Annotated in this window: 16 protein-coding genes and 1 tRNA gene; 14 read left to right on the top strand and 3 right to left on the bottom strand. The window is 47.6% G+C overall.

Annotation, left to right across the window (positions count from 1 at the left end; genetic code table 11):
- The first annotated feature begins 164 nt into the window (after positions 1-164).
- The 12 genes from A5294_RS03400 (at position 165) to A5294_RS03345 (ending at position 13270) form a co-directional block, all read left to right on the top strand.
- Entirely contained in the window at positions 165-581 is a 417-nt protein-coding gene (locus tag A5294_RS03400) for a hypothetical protein (protein WP_004105258.1), read from the top strand.
- A gap of 49 nt (positions 582-630) precedes the next feature.
- Entirely contained in the window at positions 631-1818 is a 1188-nt protein-coding gene (gene aroC / locus A5294_RS03395; RefSeq protein ID WP_064340467.1) for a chorismate synthase, read from the top strand.
- Positions 1815-3497, top strand: a complete 1683-nt coding sequence (locus A5294_RS03390; RefSeq protein WP_064340466.1) for a bifunctional shikimate kinase/3-dehydroquinate synthase — start codon at positions 1815-1817, stop codon at positions 3495-3497. Before aroC ends, A5294_RS03390 begins: the two co-directional genes overlap by 4 nt.
- Positions 3498-3516: 19 nt before the next feature.
- Positions 3517-3972 carry a type II 3-dehydroquinate dehydratase gene (locus A5294_RS03385; protein WP_064340465.1) on the top strand — a complete coding sequence of 152 codons (456 nt, stop codon included), beginning with the start codon at positions 3517-3519 and terminating at the stop codon, positions 3970-3972.
- A gap of 62 nt (positions 3973-4034) precedes the next feature.
- Positions 4035-5717, top strand: a complete 1683-nt coding sequence (locus A5294_RS03380) for a CTP synthase (RefSeq protein ID WP_004119263.1) — start codon at positions 4035-4037, stop codon at positions 5715-5717.
- A 480-nt stretch (positions 5718-6197) separates the two neighbouring features.
- Positions 6198-7757, top strand: coding sequence for a Fe-S cluster assembly protein SufB (sufB, locus tag A5294_RS03375; RefSeq protein WP_304438618.1), 1560 nt, complete (start codon positions 6198-6200; stop codon positions 7755-7757).
- The gene (gene sufD / locus A5294_RS03370) at positions 7757-9046 is read left to right on the top strand and encodes a Fe-S cluster assembly protein SufD (protein WP_064340464.1); all 1290 of its coding nucleotides are present in this window, start codon (positions 7757-7759) and stop codon (positions 9044-9046) included. The genes sufB and sufD overlap by 1 nt, the downstream gene beginning before the upstream one ends.
- Positions 9047-9076: 30 nt before the next feature.
- Positions 9077-9853 (top strand): Fe-S cluster assembly ATPase SufC, encoded by a 777-nt coding sequence (sufC, locus tag A5294_RS03365; RefSeq protein ID WP_064340463.1) that lies wholly within the window; start codon positions 9077-9079, stop codon positions 9851-9853.
- A gap of 94 nt (positions 9854-9947) precedes the next feature.
- Complete coding sequence (locus A5294_RS03360; RefSeq protein ID WP_064340469.1) at positions 9948-11291, top strand: SufS family cysteine desulfurase; 1344 nt, start codon at positions 9948-9950, stop codon at positions 11289-11291.
- An 87-nt stretch (positions 11292-11378) separates the two neighbouring features.
- Positions 11379-12035: a Fe-S cluster assembly sulfur transfer protein SufU gene (gene sufU, locus A5294_RS03355; protein ID WP_064340462.1), complete on the top strand. Its 657-nt coding sequence runs from the start codon at positions 11379-11381 to the stop codon at positions 12033-12035.
- Between the two features lie 32 nt (positions 12036-12067).
- Entirely contained in the window at positions 12068-12541 is a 474-nt protein-coding gene (locus A5294_RS03350; protein ID WP_064340461.1) for a metal-sulfur cluster assembly factor, read from the top strand.
- 84 nt (positions 12542-12625) lie between these two features.
- Positions 12626-13270, top strand: a complete 645-nt coding sequence (locus A5294_RS03345) for an HAD family hydrolase (RefSeq protein ID WP_180947422.1) — start codon at positions 12626-12628, stop codon at positions 13268-13270.
- 222 nt (positions 13271-13492) lie between these two features.
- Here A5294_RS03345 and A5294_RS03340 read toward each other — a convergent pair whose 3' ends face one another.
- From A5294_RS03340 to A5294_RS03330, 3 genes are all read right to left on the bottom strand, one after another.
- Positions 13493-14170 (bottom strand): DUF4125 family protein, encoded by a 678-nt coding sequence (locus A5294_RS03340; protein ID WP_064340459.1) that lies wholly within the window; start codon positions 14168-14170, stop codon positions 13493-13495.
- Positions 14170-16161, bottom strand: coding sequence for a DUF4037 domain-containing protein (locus A5294_RS03335; RefSeq protein WP_064340458.1), 1992 nt, complete (start codon positions 16159-16161; stop codon positions 14170-14172). Before A5294_RS03335 ends, A5294_RS03340 begins: the two co-directional genes overlap by 1 nt.
- Positions 16162-16426: 265 nt before the next feature.
- A tRNA-Pro gene (locus A5294_RS03330) sits at positions 16427-16500 on the bottom strand.
- Between the two features lie 260 nt (positions 16501-16760).
- Here A5294_RS03330 and lysS point away from each other — a divergent pair.
- Both lysS and A5294_RS03320 read left to right on the top strand, forming a co-directional pair.
- A complete protein-coding gene (lysS, locus tag A5294_RS03325; protein ID WP_004105214.1) occupies positions 16761-18458 on the top strand; it encodes a lysine--tRNA ligase in 1698 nt (565 codons plus the stop codon).
- Between the two features lie 70 nt (positions 18459-18528).
- The coding region (locus tag A5294_RS03320) for a phosphoglyceromutase (RefSeq protein WP_064340457.1) at positions 18529-19252 on the top strand (724 nt) is incomplete at its 3' end.

Genomic DNA, 19252 nt, shown 5'->3' with positions numbered 1-19252 from the left:
ATAAAAATATAGCTTTTAACCACATAGATGTGTTGAGGTTGTAACAGTTTCGCAAGTTTTCGTAATCTGCTTTAATGAAGCAATTAATTATTACGATACTATCGGTGCTACCAACGCTCACATGTTTAATTTCAGTTTGCGCAACAGACATAAAAAGTCGCGTAGTGCCAAGACTTTGGGTTGTTATTGCAGGAATTTTTCAATCTTTTGCGAATCTCATATATTCGATTATTTTATTTAGAAATATTAGCGTGCTTATTTTCGGCTGGATTTCTTGCGTAATTATTTTTGTAATTTACTGGAGTATGCGAAAAATTTCCGCAAAAAATGCTATTGGCTTCGGAGATGTTACGAGCGCGTCAATGATTGCGCAAGCCTTGGTATTATTCGGCTTTGACTGCTTAATTTACTGGTTCGCTTTAGTTGGAGCAGTTGGCTTACTTTGGCTTTTGCTATGGAAAATTTACTGCAAAATCTGCTCTCCAACCAACGCATCAATACCATTCGTACCAGTAGAAGCAATATCTGCAATACTCGCAGCATTGCTGTCAATAACAACCAGCTCAATACTTGGTAGTTAGTAGAGTAGAGTATTTAGACGCGTAAATTACTTGAGAATGGAGAAATGGCATGCTTAGATGGCAAACGGCAGGGGAGTCGCACGGTGAAGCGTTAGTAGCCATGATTGAAGGTTTGCCGGCTGGCGTGCACATTACTAGCAACGATGTAGTTTCGGCACTTGCTCGCCGTCGCCTTGGTTATGGTCGTGGAGCGCGTATGAAGTTTGAGCAAGACAAAGTGCGTCTTTTAACTGGAGTTCGCCACGGAGTAACGCTTGGTTCTCCGATTGCTGTAGAAATCGCGAATACAGAGTGGCCAAAGTGGACCGAAGTAATGAGTGCAGATCCTTTGGATCACGAGGTTGAGCAAGTTGGCAGAAATGCTCCTTTGAGCCGCCCTCGTCCAGGTCATGCGGATTTAACAGGCATGCGCAAGTACGGTTTTAATGATGCTCGCGAAGTTTTGGAGCGTTCGAGTGCTAGGGAAACAGCTTCTCGTGTAGCTTTGGGTGCTATTGCTGATGCGTTTTTACAGCAGGCTTTGGGTGTGCGCACAGTTGCGCATGTTATCGGCATCGGCGGCGAATACACTAACAAAAGTTTAGCTTTACCAACACCAGATGATGTTGCCGCTCTGGATGCTTCTCCAGTTCGCACTCTCGACAAAGATGCTGAAGCTAAAATGATGGCTCGCATCGACGAAGCAAAAGCAAATGCAGATACGCTCGGTGGAGTAGTGGAAGTGCTTGCTTACGGTATGCCTGCAGGAGTTGGCACATACGTTGAGTCGGATCGTCGCTTGGATGCAGCTCTCGCGAGCGCGATTATGGGAATTCAGGCTATTAAAGGCGTGGAAATTGGCGACGGTTTTGCAGAAGCAGATCGCCCAGGATCGGCCGCGCACGACGAAATGGTAACAGACGAAAACGATAAAATTAAGCGTCTTACTAATCGAGCTGGAGGAATTGAAGGCGGAATGTCGAACGGCGAAATTATTCGTGTGCGCGCTGCAATGAAGCCAATTCCGTCTATTCCACGCGCTTTGCGCACAGTGGATGTGCTTACTGGCGAAGCTGCTCAAGCTATTAATCAGCGCTCAGATTTCACTGCTGTGCCAGCTGCTTCTGTAGTTGCAGAAGCGATGGTAAGGCTTACTTTAGCTAAGTATGCTTTGGAAAAATTCGGCGGAGATTCTTTGCAAGAAACGCGCCGAAATGTGGAGTCTTACGTAGCTTCCTGGCCGGAGAATATGAAATGAGCAACACTAAACTTCCGCTAGCTGTTATTATTGGCATGCCTGCTGCTGGGAAAACGCGTATTGGCCGCGAAGTTGCGCATCTTATGAATCTGCCTTTTTATGATACAGATGACATGATCGAGTGCGATATTGATATGTCAATACCGCAATATTTCGAGGAATATGGCCAGGATGCTTTTCGTGAAATAGAAGCTCGCATAGTGCGAGAGGCAATTTTAGGAGATACATCTGCAGAAGATTCTACAAAGGGAATAGTTTCGCTTGGTGGCGGTGCGCCTATGCGTGAAGAAACTCAAAAAGTTTTGCGTGAGTATATGCGTAGTGGTGGTCGCGTTGTGTATTTGCAAGCAAATGCTAAAGAGGCTATTGAGCGCGCAAGCTGGAATAATAATCGTCCTATGTTTTCTGGAGAAGATGCGCAAAAGCGTTGGATGGAATTATTTGAGCAGAGAGATCCTGTTTTTAAGGCGGTGTCGAATATCCACATGCAAACAAAAGGTTCGACTCCGTATATGGCTGCAGAAAAATTAAGGAATATGATTATGCAACGTATTGTGCACGTAACAGGTGAGGGAATTGAACCATACGATGTGCGAATTGGTGACGGTGCAATGCAACTTCTGCCGCAAATGCTTGGAACTAAGCCGGTTAAAGTGGCGTTAGTTCACACGCAACCTGTTCAGCGTCATAGCGACAAAGCTCGAACTATTTTGCGCCAATCTGGTTACGAAGTTTTCGACATGCTAATTCCGGATGCAGAAGCTGGAAAAACTATTAAAGTTGCAAGCAGATTGTGGGCTAACTTGGCAGAAGCTGGTTTTACTCGTTCGGATGCAATTGTTGGTTTAGGCGGGGGAGCAGCAACGGATGTCGCTGGCTTTGTTGCTGCAACTTGGATGCGTGGAATTCGCTATGTAAACTGCCCTACTTCGCTTCTTGCGATGGTTGACGCGTCTACGGGCGGTAAAACTGGTATTAATACGGATGCTGGAAAGAATCTAGTCGGCAGCTTTTACACTCCAGCTGGCGTTTTAGCAGATACTTCTACGCTTGCAACTCTTCCAAACGATATTCTTATTGAAGGCTTGGGTGAGGTTGCAAAATCTGGTTTTATTCGCGACGGTGAAATTTTGAAGATTCTTAGCGATGCCAATAATGCGAAGCTTTTGCGTGAATTTAATGGGGATGATTTAGAAAATAATAACGAACTTCACGAACTGCTCGTGGAGCTTATTGAACGTACAGTTAAAGTAAAGGTGTATCACGTATCGAGCGATTTAAAAGAGCAGGGTTTGCGCGAGTTTTTGAACTACGGGCATACGCTTGGCCACGCGATTGAGCAGATTGAGCATTTCCGCTGGCGTCATGGAAACGCTGTAGCTGTTGGTATGGTTTTTGCGGCGGAGCTTGCGCAAATTTTAGGATATTTGGATGCGGGAGACGTTGCGTATCATCGTTCGCTTTTGGATTCGCTTGGATTGCCAACTTCGTGGCAGTGTGCAAAAGATGCGGATGCTGCTTTTGAGTGCGTGCTTAACCTTATGCATCGCGACAAAAAAGCGCGCGGCAACATGCTACGTTTCGTAATTTTGGATGGTATTTCGAATCCTATTCATCTTGACAACCCGCCTATTGAAGCAGTTAAAGAAGCTTTCGAGCGCGTTTATAAGCAAAATTAATTAATCTTGCGAGGTAAAAATGGAAAATCAGCATACAAAAAAAGTGCTTGTTGTAAACGGACCGAATTTAGGTCGTTTAGGCGTGCGACAGCCGGACGTGTACGGTAGCGAGAACTTTGAAATTTTGCGCGAGAAATGCGAAAAGTGGGGTGCAGAACTTGGGTTTGAAGTAGAAGTGCGCCAAAGTGACGACGAAGCTCAAATGGTTCACTGGATGCACGAAGCTGCCGATACTCATACGCCCGTTGTTATGAATCCTGCCGCTTTTACGCACTACAGTTACGCGCTCGCGGACGCGGCTCACATGGTTTTGGATGCTGGAGTTCCGTTAATGGAAGTGCATATTTCTAATCCTGCTGCGCGCGATGCTTTTCGTAAAATTAGCGTAATTAGTCCTGTTGCAACCGGCACTATTACAGGCATGGGATTGTACGGCTATAAGCTCGCTTTGGAAGCTGTTGCGCATCTTGTTTGATTTTGTTCGATTTTTTGCGAATCAACACCCAGCGTCGAGGCTCGAAGATACTATGGAGTTCCATGGTTAGAAGACAACATGGTAACTCTCAGGAGCATATTACAAAGCATATTTTTGTCACTGGTGGCGTAGTTTCGTCCCTCGGAAAAGGCCTTACAGCATCATCTTTAGGCCGACTTTTACGCAGTCGCGGATTGCATGTATTACAACAAAAACTCGATCCTTATATCAATGTTGACCCGGGTACAATGAACCCATTCCAGCATGGTGAAGTCTATGTTACGGAAGATGGTGCAGAAACAGATCTCGATATTGGTCATTACGAGCGATTCCTCGATGTTTTCTTAAGCCAGAAAGCGAATGTTACAACTGGTCAGATTTATCAGTCTGTGCTTCGTAAGGAGCGCGCTGGCGAATATTTGGGTCAGTGCGTGCAGGTTATTCCGCATATTACTGGTGAAATCAAGTCGCGTATGCGCGCTCAAGCTTCCGACGATGTAGACGTTATTATTACGGAAATTGGCGGAACGGTTGGCGATATTGAGTCCCAGCCATTTTTGGAGGCAGCTCGCGAAGTTCGTCGCGATTTAGGTCCTGAAAACTGCATGTTTGTGCACGTTTCTTTGGTGCCTTATATTGCTGCAGCTCACGAATTGAAAACTAAGCCAACTCAGCATTCTGTTATGATGCTTCGCTCTCTTGGCATTTCTCCAGACGCGCTTGTCTTGCGTTCGGATCGTCCGCTTAATCAAGGCATCAAAGACAAGATTTCGCTTATGTGTGATGTCGATGCTGAAGGCGTTGTGAACTGCGTCGACGCTCCAAGCATTTACGATGTGCCGAAGATTTTGTTCAACGAGGGTTTGGACGCTTACGTTGTTCGTGAGCTTGAGCTTCCATTCCACGATGTTGATTGGAACGAGTGGGAAGATTTGCTTGAGCGCGTGCATCATCCAAAGCATGAGCTGAACATTGCAATCGTTGGAAAGTATATTGATTTGCCAGATGCGTACCTTTCTGTTACCGAAGCTATTAAGGCTGGCGGTTTTGCAAACTGGGCTAAGGTAAACGTGCGCTGGGTTGCTGCAGACAAGTGCGAAACTCAAGAAGGTGCGGCTGCGGCTCTTGACCAAATGGATGGCATGGTTATTCCAGGCGGCTTCGGAATTCGCGGTATTGAAGGTAAAATTGGCGCACTTCGTTACGCTCGCGAGCACGGTTTGCCAACGCTTGGTCTTTGCCTTGGCTTGCAATCTATGGTTATTGAATACGCTCGTCACGTGCTTGGACTTGAGGATGCTAATTCCACTGAGTTCGAGAAGGATTGTGGCGATCCAGTAATCGCAACTATGGAAGAGCAGAAGGATATTGTGGCCGGTAAGGGAGATATGGGTCACACAATGCGACTTGGCTCTTACCCTGCAACGCTTGAAGAAGGCTCTATTGTTGCTGAGCTTTATGGCACTACGCATGTTACTGAGCGTCACCGTCACCGTTATGAAGTGAACGTGGCATATAAGGATCGTTTGCGTGAAGCCGGCTTGCGTATTAGCGGTCAAAGCCCAGATGGTAATTTGACTGAGTTTGTGGAGCTTCCAAAGGAAGTTCACCCATTCTACGTAGCAACTCAAGCTCATCCAGAGTTTAAATCTCGCCCAACTAAGCCTCATCCACTGTTTGCTGGCTTGGTTGCGGCTGCTCTTGAGCATCAAGAGGCTTCTCAAAATAGCAAGGAAGATAAGTAGACTTAAGTAAGATTTAAGTAAGGCTTAAGTAAAGCTTAAGTGGGACTTAAGTAAGAATTAAGTAAATAGAAATAAGCGGTAAGACTTGGTTTTCCTAAGTTTTGCCGCTTTTTAATTCGTAAACGACCTTTTCTTGACAACGCTGCAAAGTTTTTGCCGCTTTTTGGCGCGTAACCGACCGAAACTTTACTACGCTGTAAAGTTTCTGCCGTTTTTTGGTGCGTAAACGACCTTTTCTTTACACTCGCGTAAAGTTTCTGCCGTTTATGTTTTATTAGATTGTGATAAACATTACGTTTTGCACGTAACACGGCTATACCAAGAAATCGCATTACGCGGTAACCTTAGATAGGTGATAATTGAGTGGGGAGAGTGCAAAAGTAGCGCTTTGGGGAGCAGCTTTTGCCAATTAATACGTACCGCGCGCAGGTGTGCGTTAAGTATGGAGGTGTTACAGGCTTTATGAGCGATACTAGCAATATGAGCGATGCTGGCAATATGAATGATACTGGCGTTACTGGCGATCTAAGCGTTGCAGCAAGTGATGGCAATAATCCAGCAAAAAATAAAGCTGCAGACGTTGAGATGAGCCAGTATGTGGCAGATCGCGCTCGCGTAAACGAAGAGAAAATCCGTAAAGACGAGCAGATTGTCGCTGAATTTGGCGATTACAATTACGGTTGGCATGATTCGGATGCTGCAGGCGAGGCTGCGAAGAAGGGTATTGACGAGTCGGTTGTTCGTGCAATTTCCGCTGACAAGCACGAGCCGGAATGGATGCTAAATCTTCGTTTGCAAGGTTACCGCGCATTTTTGCAAAAGCCGATGCCGGATTGGGGCGTGGATTTAAGCGGTTTTGACGCGGATGATTTTAAATACTACGTGCGTCCGGTTCACGATCAAGCGAAAACTTGGGATGATTTGCCGGAAGATATTCGCAAAACTTACGACAGGCTCGGCATTCCGGAAGCTGAGAAAAAGCGCTTAGTTTCAGGCGTTGCAGCACAGTATGAGTCGGAAGTTATTTACAATTCGATTCGCGAAGACTTGGCTGCGCAAGGTGTAATTTTTGTTGATACGGATACGGCAGTGCAAAAGTATCCGGAGCTTGTAAAAAAGTATTTTGCAACGGTGATTCCAGTTGATGACAACAAGTTTGCGGCTCTTAACACAGCAGCTTGGAGTGGCGGCTCGTTCGTTTACGTTCCAAAAGGCGTGCATGTGGATATTCCGCTTCAGGCTTACTTCCGCATTAATACGCCGAACATGGGTCAGTTTGAGCGCACGTTGATTATTGCAGACGAAGGCTCTTACGTGCATTATGTTGAGGGTTGCACGGCTCCAATTTATTCCACGGATTCTCTTCACGCTGCAAACGTTGAAATTGTTGTGGAAAAGCATGCGCGCGTGCGATACACAACCGTTCAAAACTGGTCAAATAACGTGTATAACTTGGTAACTCAGCGAGCTTACGTGCGCGAAGGCGGCACAATGGAGTGGGTTGACGGCAACATCGGCTCCAAAGCTACTATGAAGTATCCTGCTTGCATTCTTGCTGAGCCGTACGCAAAAGCAGAAACTATGTCTTTGAGCTTTGCTGGACGCGGTCAGTATCAAGATACGGGTGCGAAAATGATTCATTTGGCTCCGCACACGAGTTCAACGATTGTTGCTAAGTCGATTTCGCGCGGCGGCGGACGTTCAGCTTACCGCGGTCTTGTGAAGATTATTAAGGGCGCGAAGGGCTCTAGTTCGTCTGTTGTGTGCGATGCTTTGCTTGTTGACGATTTTTCGAGGTCGGATACTTATCCGCATGTTGACGTGCGTGAAGACGACGTTTCGATGGCTCACGAGGCCACTGTTTCCAAGGTTTCGGAGGATCAGCTTTTCTACTTGATGAGTCGTGGACTTGAAGAAAAAGAGGCTATGGGCATGATTGTTCGCGGCTTCGTAGAGCCGATTAGCCGCGAGCTTCCAATGGAGTACGCGCTTGAGTTGAATCGCTTAGTTGAGTTGCAAATGGAAGGATCCGTGGGCTGATGAGCGAAGATTTAAAAGAGAATTTAGGCAATAAAATGACGGAAAAAGAAATTAATATTCCTGTAGCAGATTCTAATGATCCGTATGCGGTTCCTGCGGCAATGCCTTCTAGCGCAGACAAATCCGTGCGCTCGTTCAACGTGGAAGATTTTGCGATTCCAACGCGTAAGCAGGAAGATTGGCGATACACTCCAGTTGAGCGAATTTCCGAGTTTTTCGAGCGTTTTAAACCATCTAATAGCATTCATGTAACGCTTGAAGGCGTTGGTGGAGCTGCTTTGGATGATTCTTACGTTGGCAGCGACGGTTCCGTAAGTTTGCAAGTAAAGCCGCAAAACGAGGCTCCTCACACCGAAATGAAGCCTTCTGATCGCGCGGCTGCAGTTGCGTGGAATGCAACGAAACAAGCGCGCGTGCTTCACGTATCTGGCGAAATTAAAAAGCCAATCGTGCTGAAAATTCAGGGTAATAATGTTAATGCGCTTGACGCACTGCACTTAGTAATCGAAGCGGACCCACGTTCAGACGCAGATATTATTATCGAACATACCGGCTGCGCGAAACTTGCAGAAGGTGTGGAAATTATCCTCGGAAAACACGCGCACGTTTCTACTACCTTTATTCAAGAATGGGATTCGGGCAGCAAACACGTTGGAAATCAGCGTATTCACGTGGGTGAGGGTGCTTCGCTTCGCCACACGATGGTCACTCTTGGCGGAGATGTTGTGCGCATTCGCATGGATCAGGATTTTGGCGGCGAGCAGGGCGATTTGAACATGCTCGGCATGTATTTTGTGGATCCTGGCGAGCATGTTGAGCATCGCACGATGGTTGTGCACAATTATCCGGAATGCAAGTCGCGAGTAGTGTACAAGGGTGCTTTGGAAGGAAAAGGCGCGCATTCAACTTGGGTTGGAAACGCGCTTATTAAGCCGGAAGCTCCTGGCACAGATTCGTACGAGTTGAATCGTAATTTGGTGCTCACTCCTGGAGCAATCGCTGATTCTGAGCCGAATTTGGAAATTGAAAACGGAAATATTATTGGTGCCGGTCACGCAAGTTCAGTCGGTAGATTTGACGACGAAGAGCTTTTCTACTTGCAATCGCGCGGAGTTAGTGAGATTGAAGCCAGAAAGCTTGTTGTGCGTGGATTCTTTAACGAGCTGATTGAAGAAATTGGCGTTCCGGAAATTGTTGATCACTTAATGAAGGCAATTGAGCGCCGTCTTGCAAGAACGGAAGAGCCTGCGAAAAAAGAGCCTGCACAAGACTCACCTGCACAAAACTAACTTGCAAGAACGGAAGAATAGGAGAAAAACATGTCAACTTTGGAAATTAAGGATTTGTACGCTTCTGTAGAAACAAAAGAAGGTCGCAAGCAAATCTTAAAAGGCGTGAATCTTACAGTTAATTCTGGCGAAACGCACGCAATTATGGGTCCTAACGGATCTGGAAAGTCTACTCTTGCATACACTTTGGCAGGGCACCCAAAGTATGAAGTTGATTCGGGTCAAGTTCTTCTCGACGGCGAAGATATTTTGAAAATGACTCCTGACGAGCGCGCAAAAGCCGGACTGTTCCTTGCAATGCAGTACCCGGTAGAGGTACCGGGCGTATCTATGACGAACTTCCTTCGCACTGCAAAAACTGAAGTCGAAGGCAAAGCTCCATCTTTAAGAAGCTGGGTGAAAGAACTTAGCGAGGCTATGAAAAAGCTTCGAATGGATCCAAAATTTGCGTCGCGTTCTGTAAACGAAGGATTCTCTGGCGGCGAAAAGAAGCGCGCGGAAGTTTTGCAATTAGAGCTTTTGAAGCCGAAGTTTGCAATTTTGGATGAAACTGATTCTGGTTTGGATGTTGACGCGCTTCGAATTGTGTCTGAAGGTGTGAATCGCGCCAAAGAAAACACCGGTTTGGGCGTTATGATGGTCACGCATTACACACGAATTCTCAAGTATATTAAGCCGGATATTGTGCATGTTTTTGCGCAAGGTCACTTTGTAAAGACTGCAGGACCGGAGCTTGCGGACGAGCTGGAAGAAGAAGGCTACGACAAGTATTTGCCGGAAGGTACAACCGAGTCGGCGCTGGCTTAAGCGCGGTTCAAGTACAGTTTAATCTATCTGTATATTCGTAAGAATAGCGTCAAAATAGCGGTTTAATATGACTACAGTGACTACAGAAAATATTATGCGAGAATTTAGCGATTTGCGCTCGCAGTTTCCGATTTTAAGTCGCACAGTTCACGGCACTTCGCTTCACGATACTGTGCACGGAAAACCTTTGATTTACTTGGATTCTGCAGCTACTTCGCAAAAGCCGCAAGTTGTAATCGACGCCGAAAAAGAGTTTTACGAAACAATTAACGCTGGTGTGCACAGGGGAGCGCACGAGTTGGCTGCACTTTCGACGGTTGCGTTTGAACAAGCGCGCGCGAAAGTTGCGTTGCTTGTTGGAGCGTGCGCAGATGCTGGCAGCGAGGAAATTGTTGTTACTTCGGGAGCTACAGGCGCGCTTAATCTTCTCGCAACTGCTATTAGTAACGCTAGTGCGAAGGCAAAAATCTGCAAAAAAGACAGTAGTGATCTGGCTGATTCTAAAAGTGATTTCCGCAAAAATTTTGCGCTTCAAGAAGGCGACGTAATAGTCGTATCTCGCGCGGATCACCATTCTGTTTTGCTTCCATTCCAAGAGCTGGCTCTTCGCACGGGAGCAGAGCTTCGCTGGATTGACGTAACAGAAGACGGTCGCGTGCGCACGGATGCAGATTATTTGCGAACAATTATTGACGAGCGCACGAAAATCGTTGCAGTTACGCATATTAGCAACGTTACTGGCGCTATTACGGACGTTTCGTCGATTTGCAAGCGCGCTCACGAAGTCGGCGCGATTTTTGTGCTTGACGCATGCCAGTCAGTTCCGCATATTCCAGTTGATTTTCACGCATTAGACGTTGATTTTGCGGCATTTAGTGCGCATAAAATGTATGGTCCTACGGGAGTTGGATTCTTGTATGGTCGTCGCGAGCTTTTGAACGCGCTTCCGCCTGCGAATTTTGGCGGCTCAATGGTGGAGCTTGCTTGGCTTAACAAGCCGGCGCAATACATGGATGCGCCTTACCGCTTTGAGGCTGGAACTCAGCCTGTTGCGCAAATGGTTGCGGCAGGAGTTGCAGCGGATTGGCTGCGCTCGTTGGACATGAACCGAGTTGCAGAGCATGAGCAGGAAATTGCTGCAGAATTGCTAAAATTACGGGATGTTCCAGGCGTTCGCGTTTTGGGTCCGACTGATTTAGAGAATCGAATTGGCACAGTTGCTTTTGAAGTTGAAGGTGTGCATCCGCACGATGTTGGACAGTTTTTGGACGCGAAGGGCATTGCGATTCGCGTCGGGCATCATTGTGCTCAGCCGATTCACCGTCATTTTGGTGTGTACGCTTCGAATCGCGCGTCTGTTGGTGTTTACAATACAGTTGACGAGGCTCGTGTGCTTGTTGAAGCAGTCTCACACGTTCGCGCCTACTTTGGCGCATAATATTGTTAGCGAGCGAGTTGGAGAAGTTAGCGAGTTAGTCAATCGAATCGGCGAGTCAACGAGTTAGTGAGTAGGTAAGGAGAGCGTATGTTTGATATGGGTTTTGGTGCTGGTTTTGGTGCAGATGCTGGTTTTGCAGATGCGGCTGGTGACGGCTTAGAAAGCATGTACCAAGAAGTAATTTTGGATGCTGCGCGAAATCCGCATGGCAAAACTCATTTCGAAAGTACGGACGAGCTCGCACAAGCGGAATTGCAGGAAGAATCTCAAGAATCTGCAGAAAATACAAAATCTGCCGAAATTACCTTAAATAATGCTCACGAAAGTTGCGTTGCAGCTGGCGAAAACTCTGCTTTAGGTCAATCGCACCAATTCAATCCAACTTGCGGCGACGAAGTCACAATGCGCGTGGAGCTTTCACGCAGCGCAAATAATGACGAAACTCCAATAGTATCAAGTATTAAGTGGGATGGTCATGGCTGCTCGATTTCGCAGGCAAGCCTTTCAATGATGGTTGATTTAGTCGAAGGAAAGTCGGTTGACGAAGCTTTGCGATTAGACGCGCTTTTCCACAAACTTATGGAATCTCGCGGCGAAGGTTTTGAAAATGAAGAGGACGAAGATGCGCTGGAAGATGCAATGGTTTTGCAAGGCGTATCGCGCTACCCAATGCGAATTAAGTGCGCGCTTTTGGCGTGGGAAGGCTTAAAAGATAGCATTGCAAAGGCTATGAAAGAACTATAAAATCTTTATGTAACGTAAAAGCAAGGAATATTATGGCAGAAAATCAATCAGCATCTGAGGTGACGCATGAAACGCATCCTGCGAATTTAAGCGCGAATGACATTGGACGAGTTACAGAAGATGATATTTTAGACGCTTTACACGATGTTGTGGATCCTGAGCTTGGCATTGATGTGGTTGATTTGGGCTTGGTTTATGGCATTGAAATTGATGAGCTTGGGCGCGCAATTATTACTATGACGCTTACTACTCCTGCATGTCCGTTAACTGAATTGATTGAGGATGAGTGTGCGAATGCGCTCGCAGGCTTGGTGGAAGAGTTTCGTATTGATTGGACGTGGAAGCCGCGTTGGAGCGTTGAAAACATTAATGAGGACGGTCGCGCGCAGCTTGAGGCGCTTGGCTACAATCTCAACAGTTTGCAAGCGAGTTTTGCTGCAGGAATGTACGGTTCTGGCGTAGTTGGCGATGCGTCGATGAGTGCCGGTATTCCGCCAACTGTGTGAGTATTTGGTTGGTGTGCTGTTTTGTTTTGTTGTTTCTGTTTTGCTGTTTTGTTTTGAAAGCAACGTATTGCACAAGTGGGAATTATGGGCGCTGAAATAAAAGCAGTTAGTGCAAGCGGTATCTGTGATATTCGCGAAATAAGTGATGTGCGCAAAAATAGTATCAGCGAGTATGCTTCGCGCGGAATGACTGACGTTGTTTTCGACTTGCAATTGCTTGTAGATTGGGATGTGCGCCGCACTCTGGATGCAGATTATCCGGATTTTATTGGGGAAGTGCTCTTTAGTTTCGAGCCGGAATGGGGTTTTGAGTTTCACGAGTCATTGCGCGAGGCTGGGTGGAGCAGAAAGCAAGCGATGGATTCGTTTGATGAGCATCACGGACCGGCAGTTACGTGGCTATATCGCTTGTATTTTGAGCGTTTCGAGCGTGGTTTTGCTGGCGAGCGCGCGGATGCTTCGGCTGTGGCACGCGAGTTGATTGCGAGCGGCGTGCGCGTGTGGGCACTTGGTAACGCTTCTTGCGATTGGTTAAACTGCGCGCGCAAAACTTGCCCAATACTCGGTGAGTTAAACGGTGTTTGTGCATCTTACGAATCGCATTCGCGCAAACCTGACGTAATGCTTTACCGCGCGTTTTTGCAACACGCCGGTCTTTCTGCTGCTTCCACGCTTTTTCTCGAAAGTGATTCTCGCGCCGCTTCTGCAGCGTCGTTGCTTTATTCTTAAGCTGCGCGCGTGCGCGACGACCTGCTTGAGCGCTGCGATTTAGCGCACGAAAGCAATTCGGAGCGCCGAGCTTGCTCAGGGTTGAAAGCACAGTCTGCTTTCAACGCAAGCGAGGTCTGCCTTCGTCTCGATTGACGAAGGCAGGGCAGGTTCGCGTGGCGGTGCTTTAGAAACTAGGTTGTGATTGGCGTGCGTAACGAATGAATCCGGCGCTCAAGCACTTTATTGCGCGCGCTCGGCCGCTTCGAGCGAATCGTAGCCATACATGCGCACAGTATTCGCAATTATCATTTGCGTAAGATTTAGATTTTCCGTGCGCAAATTATTTACAAAACGCTGGTATTTTGCGAAAGTTGCGTCAGAATATGTGCTTAATTCGCCTCGCAAATACGTTTCAAAAGACGTATTTTCTGCCGTATCCTCGCTAGTTTTAAGCACGCGCATCGCAAGACCTAAATGCGGGTAGCGATTGCGAAAATCCGCAGCCCACTCGACTTGCGTTAAAATAATCTGCTCCTGCGCGCTTTTTCTAGGCTCCAAAATCGGCTTAATATAAGGCTTAATCGTGCGCTCAAAAATTTCCGGCGCAGTCGACTCCATCATTCGCGCATACTTTTCCGTAATCAAATTGCGTCCATCGCTATTCGCGCGCTCAAGATCCTGTTTATAAGACTCCTGCAAATCAAGCGGCCACGCCAAAAATTGACTCATGCGCATAATGCGAAAAGTTGGCCAGTTTCCTTGGCAATTCGCGCGTCCGCCTTCGTTTTCTGTAAGCTGGAACTGATCCCACTCGAGTTTAGTGATTTCTTCCGCAAGATTTTCTGTTTTCGGATTTTGCGCTTTCAGCTTTTCTTCTTTCGTATTCTGCGCTTTCGTATTTACTGATAAATCGCACATCATAAGCTCCTCAAACACGCCGCACGCGAATTAATATGCGCTTCAACATACGGCCGTTGCCATTCCAAAAAAGTTTCGTCGCAATCGCTTAAGCCCTCGTATTGCAGTTCGCGCACAATATCCTCGCAAATGCTGTCAATTATTTGCGAAACTTGCTTTTGCGCAATTCCGGCTCCCTTCCCACCTTCGCCAAAACTGTCTCCGCCAAAACCGTCTCCGCCAAAGCAAGCAGCGGAAGAAAGTTGCATTATCGACTCAAGTTTGCTGCACACTTCCGGAAGCCTAGAAGCCATGCGATTGCTGAGCTTGCGCAATGCTGCAAACTGCCACTTGTAGTACGGCAAGTAGCCTGCAGTTACGGGATTGTTGAGCAAAAACACGAGTGAAGCGGTTGCGCGCACGAATTCGTTGATAGAAAGCCACGCTGCGGAAGCGTCTTTGCGTGCTAGCATTCGTGGAACATTGTATTGACCTGCTTGAGCCATCATGCCAAGTCTGCGCGAGATTAGTGAGATTCGCACGTCGTCCGGCATGAGCTTGAAGCTTTGGCGCGCCTTTGAGAACTCTCCAAGAGGGTCCGCGAAAATTTTGCCATTCGTCGCTGCTGCAAGCGTTGACTCGCTTAGCGATAGCCATAAGTGCGGCTCGTTTTGGCTTGGAGCGGTGGGAAAGCCGGTTAGATTTTCAAAAAATTCGCTTATGCGAAATACTCCGACGCGCTTGCTGCTTTCGCATGATTTTGCGCGCGGTGTTTCGTTGCGAGAGCCAAAACCGGCGTATTTTCGCGGAAGTGCGTCGTAAGCAGTCTGCAAATCCGCGCCGATTTCCGCGTAATCTTCGTCGGTAAGCCATAAGCAGAATCCTGGTCCAAAATCGTGATCGCGCGAAATCTCGTCGTCAAAACCGTAGCATTCCGATCCATGACCAACTAATCCTGCAGCTATGCGGTTTTTGTATTTCGCAAATTTTGGCTGATCAAGTAACGGCTTTCCGTAAGTTTGCCAATATGATTGCGATAATTGCATGCCAGTTTTTATATTATGGTTTGCTGCGTTCTGGTTTGCTGCGTGTGAGTTCGTTGAGTGTTGTTCTGTTATATCTTGGTTTGCTGATTCTTGAATTTCTGTAGATTCTTTCGTAACTTTTTCTGCCAACTCGCGCGCCTGCCGCAAATTTTCTGCCGTAATCGCGTAAGATTCGCTATCTTTTCCGTAGCATCTCGCAATCAAATCAAGTGCCTTACTGTAACTTTCCTCAGCCTGAGCGTACTCGCCGCGCGCGCACTGTACTTGCGCAAAACCTGCCAATGCAGAAGCGTAGTGCGGCTGATTTTCGTTATTCCCCGCGACGTACATGCGAACGCTGGTCGAAGCGTGTTCAAAAGCGGAGTCAAGAGTTGCGGATTTGCTGTTTGTGCTGGTGTTAGGATGCGAGCACTCCTGTGAGCACTCCTGCAACATTGCAAGCGCAAGATTCGTGTGCGTAGCGGCAATATCGATGTCGCGCTCAGGATCCGTGCTCGTATTTTGCAAAATTTCAAGCGCATGATTGAGCTCCTCAATTGCATCATGAGTGCGACCGGTTTCGCTGTAAAGCATCGAAAGATTGTTGTGAAGCGCGGCAAGCTTGCGGTTTTTAGCGCCGAGCGTTTCGGTGGATTCGTTAAGAGCTTGAGTGTAAATTTTTTCGGCGCGATCGTAGCTGCCTGCCGCGCGAAGGCTTGTGGCGGCGTTAATTAGCGTGGTTGTGCCGGCTTCGGTGCCAGCTAAATCCATCTTCTTTGCCAAATCTAGCGCCTTATCAATGATTGGCTTGTTTTTTGCGTGCTCTCCGCGCGATCTATAAAATCCCATGAGTTCGTTGAGAACTGAAAGCTGCAGGGGATTGGCTTCGGCAAGTTTTCGCAAAAGATACGTCTCGATCGCGTCAGCGCCCGCGTGATTCGCAAACATTTCGTCAAGCTCGTTATAAAATTGCGCAGCGTTCTCCATCAAAGCCCCCTTGCTATTGCGCTTGTTCACAATCAATCGACTTCAACTTTACAGTCATGTAAAGAAACTGCCGTTTTTACGTCAAAAACCGGCAGAAACTTTACAGCCGCGCGCAGTTTATGCCGCCTTCGCGTCAAAAACCGGCAGAAACTTTACACACGTGTAAAGAAAAAGTCGTTTGCGTGCGAAATAGCGGCAGAAATTTTACAGCCTTGTATAGGAAACGTCGGAATTGCGGTGGGGGGGTGATTCTGGAAATCAAAAGTCGGGCTGGCGGGATTTGAACCCGCGGCCTCTTCGTCCCGAACGAAGCGCGCTACCAAACTGCGCTACAGCCCGATGCTGAAACTCGCGAAAGCATATGCGCATAAAAGTTCCAACAACGTCCGTAATGTTACAGGTTGGCTAATACAAATTATTGTAAAGCGTGTGCAAGTTGCGCAAAGTAAGTCCCGCGCAAGTATATTGCGTACAAGCTGCGGAATTCCTTTGTAAACATATTACAAATTATCGCTACAGCTTCTGTGTAAACATATCGCAAATTAGCACTGCAAGTCGCGTATAAAACCTGTATTACCTACTGGCTACAATTAGCGTTTATGACTGACACCAATACTGCAATGTCTGCCGCGCAAAGTGCCGCAGAATCTGCCGATAAAAATGCAGCAGAAAACGAAGCAACAGATACCGTCAATGAAATTGACACTGTTGAACATGCCGAAATGTTACTCGCTCAAGACGAAGCAATCGCCAAGCGCGTAAACGAAGGCGCAACTCTGGATGAAGCAATCGACCCAAGCAATAAAGAATTTGGACCGCAAGCTCATCCTGAGCAGGTACAGATGCGCGTTGCTAAGCGCGCAATGATGCTTAAGGAAGGCGTGCAGCCTTATCCTGTGCATCTTAACGTTACGGATACTATCGAAAAGGTGCGTGCTGATTTCGATGGCAAGCTTGAAGCTGGCGAAGAAACCGATACTGAGGTTGGTATTGCAGGCCGCGTGCTTTTCTTGCGTAACGCTGGCGGCTTGTGCTTTGTTAAGCTTTCTGCCGGTGACGGTACTACGATTCAGGCGATGGTTTCCAAGAAGGAAATTGGCGAAGAATCCATTAAAAGCTTCAAGCAGATGGTGGATTTGGGCGACCACCTTTACGTGCGCGGTCGCGTGATTTCTTCTAAGACCGGTGAGCTTTCCGTATTCGCAACCGAGTGGGCGATTGCAGCTAAGGCTTTGCAGCCGCTTCCGGCTTTGCACAAGGAATTAAGCGACGACACTCGTACGCGTAAGCCATATATTGGCATGATTGCGGACGAGAAGATTCGCGATATGGTTCGCAGGCGTTCGCGCGCTGTGGCTTCTCTTCGCCGTACTTTCGACAGTCATGACTTCTTGGAAGTCGAAACTCCAATGTTGCAAACGGTTCACGGCGGTGCTGCTGCTCGTCCATTCACAACTCACATGAACGCTTTCGACATTGATCTTTATTTGCGCATTGCTCCGGAGCTTTTCTTGAAGCGCTGCTTGGTTGGTGGCATTGAGCGCGTGTTCGAAATCAACCGCGACTTTAGAAACGAAGGCGTGGATGCAACTCACGCTCCAGAGTTTACAATGCTTGAGGCTTACCAGGCTTATGGCACTTACGATACGATTGCTGCTCTTACCAAGGAGCTGATTCAAAAGGCTGCACTAGACGCTTTCGGTTCAACTAAGGTGACTTTGCTTAACGGCGAAGAGTACGATTTTGGTGGCGAATGGAAGCAGATTACCATGTACGGCTCGCTTTCTGAGGCTTTGGGCGAGGAGATTACTCCGGAAACTTCTGTTGAGCATTTGGGCGCGATTGCGGACAAGCTTGGCGTTGAGCGCGACGAAGTTGAGAATCACGGCAAGTTGGTTGAGCACTTGTGGGAGCACTTCTACGAGGATAAGCTTTACGCGCCAACGTTTGTGCGTGACTTCCCAGTTGAGACTAGCCCGCTTGTTAAGGGTCACCGCACGAAGCCTGGAATGGTTGAAAAGTGGGATTTGTACGTGCGCGGCTTTGAGCTTGCAACCGGCTATTCTGAGCTTAACGATCCTGTTGTGCAGCGCGAGCGCTTTGTTGCTCAAGCTAAGGATGCTTTGGCTGGCGATGTTGAGGCAATGGATATTGATGAGGACTTCATTGAGGCTCTCGGCGTCGGCATGCCTCCTGCTGGCGGCATGGGCATGGGAATTGATCGCTTGCTGATCGCTCTTACGGGCGCAACTATTCGCGAAACAATTACATTCCCACTCGTAAAGCCTCTTCGCTAGTTGACGCAAAGTCAAAGTTAATGTAAGTGTTAATGCAAGTAGTCGTATGAAACGAATAGACTAGGTAATTATGACATACAAATTAGTATTGCTCCGACATGGTCAGAGCGCATGGAATAAGACCAATCAGTTCACTGGTTGGGTTGATGTACCGCTGACTGAGCAGGGTGTCGAGGAAGCTAAGCATGGTGGCGAGCTTCTTAAAGAGAAGAACGTTCTTCCAGACATCGTGTTCACTTCTTTGCTTCGTCGTGCTATCAATACCGCGAATTACGCGCTTGATGCAGCCGACCGCCTTTGGATTCCAGTTCGTCGCAGCTGGCGTTTGAACGAGCGTCACTACGGTGCTTTGCAAGGCAAGAATAAGTCTGCAATTCGTCAGGAATATGGCGATGAGAAGTTCATGATTTGGCGTCGCTCTTACGCAACTCCACCTCCTGAGATTGATCCAAATGATCAGTATTCCCAGGCTAACGATCCGCGTTATGCTGGCGAACCAGTTCCAGAAACTGAGGCTTTGGCAAACGTCGTGACTCGCGTAACTCCTTACTGGGAGTCGGATATTATTCCAGAGCTTAAGTCCGGCAAGACTGTAATGATTGCTGCTCACGGCAACAGCTTGCGCGCAATCGTTAAGATGCTCGATAACTTGAGCGAGGAAGAGATTTCCAAGGTGAACATTCCAACCGCTATTCCTCTGCTTTACGAGTTGGATGAGAACTTCAAGCCAATCAAGCCTCGCGGTGAGTATTTGGATCCAGAAGCTGCTGCTGCCGGTGCTGCCGCTGTGGCTG

The sequence above is a fragment of the Gardnerella sp. 30-4 genome, assembly GCF_001641215.1.
Classification (GTDB): Bacteria; Actinomycetota; Actinomycetes; order Actinomycetales; family Bifidobacteriaceae; genus Bifidobacterium; species Bifidobacterium leopoldii.
This window is presented reverse-complemented; position numbering and strand designations above follow the sequence as displayed.

Bases quoted from the DNA above. Each gene is read 5' to 3' on its own strand.
- A5294_RS03360 (WP_064340469.1), top strand. From the start codon at position 9,948: ATGCGAGAATTTAGCGATTTGCGCTCGCAGTTTCCGATTTTAAGTCGC.
- A5294_RS03390 (WP_064340466.1), top strand. From the start codon at position 1,815: ATGAGCAACACTAAACTTCCGCTAGCTGTTATTATTGGCATGCCTGCT.
- A5294_RS03385 (WP_064340465.1), top strand. From the start codon at position 3,517: ATGGAAAATCAGCATACAAAAAAAGTGCTTGTTGTAAACGGACCGAAT.
- lysS (WP_004105214.1), top strand. From the start codon at position 16,761: ATGACTGACACCAATACTGCAATGTCTGCCGCGCAAAGTGCCGCAGAA.
- A5294_RS03345 (WP_180947422.1), top strand. From the start codon at position 12,626: ATGGGCGCTGAAATAAAAGCAGTTAGTGCAAGCGGTATCTGTGATATT.
- sufB (WP_304438618.1), top strand. From the start codon at position 6,198: ATGAGCGATGCTGGCAATATGAATGATACTGGCGTTACTGGCGATCTA.
- A5294_RS03380 (WP_004119263.1), top strand. From the start codon at position 4,035: ATGGTTAGAAGACAACATGGTAACTCTCAGGAGCATATTACAAAGCAT.
- aroC (WP_064340467.1), top strand. From the start codon at position 631: ATGCTTAGATGGCAAACGGCAGGGGAGTCGCACGGTGAAGCGTTAGTA.
- A5294_RS03350 (WP_064340461.1), top strand. From the start codon at position 12,068: ATGGCAGAAAATCAATCAGCATCTGAGGTGACGCATGAAACGCATCCT.
- sufU (WP_064340462.1), top strand. From the start codon at position 11,379: ATGTTTGATATGGGTTTTGGTGCTGGTTTTGGTGCAGATGCTGGTTTT.
- sufC (WP_064340463.1), top strand. From the start codon at position 9,077: ATGTCAACTTTGGAAATTAAGGATTTGTACGCTTCTGTAGAAACAAAA.
- sufD (WP_064340464.1), top strand. From the start codon at position 7,757: ATGAGCGAAGATTTAAAAGAGAATTTAGGCAATAAAATGACGGAAAAA.
- A5294_RS03340 (WP_064340459.1), bottom strand. From the start codon at position 14,170: ATGTGCGATTTATCAGTAAATACGAAAGCGCAGAATACGAAAGAAGAA.
- A5294_RS03335 (WP_064340458.1), bottom strand. From the start codon at position 16,161: ATGGAGAACGCTGCGCAATTTTATAACGAGCTTGACGAAATGTTTGCG.